This is a genomic window from Streptomyces sp. NPDC006430 (genome assembly GCF_040612395.1).
Classification (GTDB): domain Bacteria; phylum Actinomycetota; class Actinomycetes; order Streptomycetales; family Streptomycetaceae; genus Streptomyces.
This window is the reverse complement of record NZ_JBEXQA010000089.1, coordinates 1-3,206: the sequence shown is the minus strand read 5'-3', so window position 1 is coordinate 3,206 and position 3,206 is coordinate 1. Positions and strand designations below refer to the sequence as shown.

Sequence of the window (3,206 nt, the reverse complement as noted above, 5' to 3'; positions counted from 1 at the left end):
CCGGCGGGGACGATTCCGGAGCTGTTCGAGGCGCAGGTGGGGCGGACGCCGGACGCGGTCGCGATTGTCGACGACGGCGTCGAGGTGTCGTATGCGGAGCTGGATGGGCGTGCGAACCGTCTGGCGCGGCTGTTGGTGGGTCGGGGCGTGCGCCCTGAATCTGTGGTGGGCGTGTGCCTGGAACGCGGCATCGACCTCGTGGTGGCGCTGTTGGCGGTGTCGAAGGCGGGGGCTGCGTATCTGCCCATCGACCCGGCCTATCCCGCCGAGCGGGCGAAGTTCATGCTTGCGGATGCAGGTGCGGTGTGTGCGGTGACCTCTCTTGGCCTGAGCAGTGTGCTGCCGCAGAGTCTGGCCCAGGTGATGCTGGACGAGGCTGGAACCGTGCGGGCATTGACGGGTATTGATGCTTCACCGTTGTCGGAGGCAGACCGAGGTGGAGCGCTGTTGGCGGCGCATCCGGCTTGGGTGATCTACACGTCGGGGTCGACGGGTCGGCCCAAGGGTGTGGTGGTACCGCATGCGGGCGTGGGCTCGCTGGTGGCGGCGCTGGCAGAGCGGTTCGCGGTGGATGGTGCGAGCCGGGTGCTGCAGTTCGCGTCCGCGGGCTTTGACGCGGCCACGTGGGAGATGTGGGGGGCGCTGTGTGCGGGGGCCAAGTTGGTTGTGGCACCGGCACAGATGTTGGTGCCGGGAACTGGTCTGGTGGAGGTGATGGCGCGGCACGGGGTGACGCATGCGCTGTTGCCGCCTGCAGTACTGAGCGTGCTGGATCCGCAGGAGGTGCCCTCACTGACGACAGTGGCGTCGGGGGGTGAGGCACTGACTGCCGACCTGGTGGAGGTGTGGGGTACCGGTCGGCGGCTGGTGAACGCGTACGGTCCCACCGAGGCGACGGTGTGTGTGTCGATGTCGCAGCCGCTGGCGGCTCGTGACGTGCCGTACATCGGTTCCCCGATCCCCAACACCCGGGTATATGTGCTCGATCAGTGGCTGTCTCCGGTGGCGCCGGGTGTGCTTGGTGAGCTGTATGTGGCTGGTGCGGGTCTGGCGCGTGGGTATGTGGGCCGGCCCGACCTGACGGCGGAGCGGTTCGTGGCCAGCCCGTTCGGCACGGCCGGCGAGCGGATGTATCGGACGGGTGACCTGGTGCGCTGGAGTACCGGGGGTCAGCTGGAGTATCTGGGCCGGGCGGATGAGCAGGTCAAGATACGAGGCTTCCGGATCGAGCCGGGTGAAGTGCGGTCCGTGCTGACGGCACACCCGCAGGTCGCCCAGGCCGCGGTGATCGCACGCGAGGACATTCCGGGTGACAAGCGCCTGGTTGCTTACGTGGTAACCGCTGGCGACCTTCGCGATGGTGAGGGTGAAACACCCCAGGGGCTGCGCCAGTTTGCCGCTGGGCGGCTGCCCGAGTACTTGGTGCCGTCGGCGGTGGTGGTGCTTGAGGCGCTGCCGCTGACGCCGAGCGGGAAGCTTGACCGCAAGGCGCTGCCGGCACCGGAGTACGTCACCGGCTCCGGTCGTGGTGCCTCCTCCGTGCGCGAGGAGATCTTGTGCGGAGTGTTCGCCGAAGTCCTCGGTGTGGAGAATGTCGGCGTTGACGACAGCTTCTTCGATTTGGGCGGCCACTCGCTGCTAGCTGTTCGCCTGGTGAGCCGGGTGCGGTCGGTGCTGGGTGTCGAGCTGTCGCTGCGCACGTTGTTCGAGGCGTCGACGGTGGCCCGTCTCGCGGCTCGGATCGATGGGGCTGACGGGGCCCGGGTGGCGCTGACGGTGCAGGAGCGTCCGGAGCGGGTTCCGCTGTCGTTCGCTCAGCGCCGTCTGTGGTTCATCCGCCAGTTGGAGGGCCCGAGCTCCACGTACAACATCCCGATGGTGCTCCGACTCAAGGGCAACCTGGACGCCGGGGCGCTGGCTGCGGCGATGAGGGACGTCATCGGCCGTCACGAGGTGCTGCGCACGATCTTCGCGACCATTGATGGTGACCCGTACCAGCACGTCCTCGAGCCTGAGGTCCTCCGGTGGGGACTGCAGGTCCGGGAAGTGGCCGCGGTGGACGTGGATGCTGTGGTGGCCGAGGAGGCGGGGTATGCGTTTGACCTGGCGGTCGAGGTGCCGATCCGTGCTCAGCTGCTCGCCGTGGGTCCGGATGAGCATGTGCTGGTTGTGGTGGTGCACCACATCGCCGGTGACGGTTGGTCGATGGGTCCGCTGGCGCGGGACGTGTCGGTGGCGTACGAGGCGCGTTGTGCGGGTCGGGCTCCGGAGTGGGAGCCGCTGCCGGTGCAGTACGCGGACTACGCGCTGTGGCAGCGCGAACTCCTCGGCGACGAGAACGACCCCGACAGCGTGCTCTCCCAGCAGGTCGCCTACTGGCGTGAGACGCTTGCCGGCGTCCCCGAAGAGCTGACGCTGCCCTATGATCACCCCCGCCCCGCAGTCCTCGGCTACCGCGGCCACGGTGTCCCGCTGGAGATCCCGGCGGAGGTGCACGCCCGCCTCGTGGAGGTGGCGCGGGCCGACGGCGTGACGGTGGCCATGGTGCTCCAGTCCGCCCTGGCGGTGCTGCTTTCCCGCGTTGGCGCGGGCACCGACATCCCGATCGGTGCCCCACACGCAGGACGTACCGATGAGGCCGTCAACGACCTGATCGGGTTCTTCGTCAACACGCTGGTGCTGCGTACGGACCTTTCTGGGAACCCGACGTTCACTGAACTCTTCTCGCGGGTGCGGGAGACGGCTCTCGCTGCGTACGGGCACCAGGATGTGCCGTTCGAACGCCTGGTGGAGGAGCTCGCCCCGTCCCGCTCGCTGGCCCGGCACCCGCTGTTCCAGGTGACCCTGACGGTGCAGAACGGTGCCGACGCCGGCCTGGACCTGCCCGGCCTGACGGCGGAAGCCGGACCGGCGGGTGCGCCGGTGGCCAAGTTCGACCTGGACGTGAGCGTCGGCGAGGTCTTCGACGCCGAAGGAGGTCCCGCAGGGCTGCGCGGCGTCCTGGTCGCTGCGGCGGACCTGTTCGCGGCGGACACCGTCCAGGGGCTCGCGCAGCGCTTCGGAAAGGTGCTGGAGACCCTGGCCGCCGACCCGACCACCCGTATTGGCTCCGTCGAGGTCCTTGACGAGGGTGAGTGGCAGCGGTTGTTGGTGGGGTGGAATGACACTGCGGTTGAGGTGCCGCGGGCTACTGTGACGGAGCTGTT

General features: G+C 68.7%; 1 protein-coding gene. It reads left to right on the top strand.

Annotated elements, in window-relative coordinates; all coding sequences use genetic code 11:
* A partial coding sequence (locus tag ABZZ20_RS36610; RefSeq protein WP_356877341.1) for an amino acid adenylation domain-containing protein occupies positions 1-3,206 on the top strand: 3,206 nt, incomplete at both ends.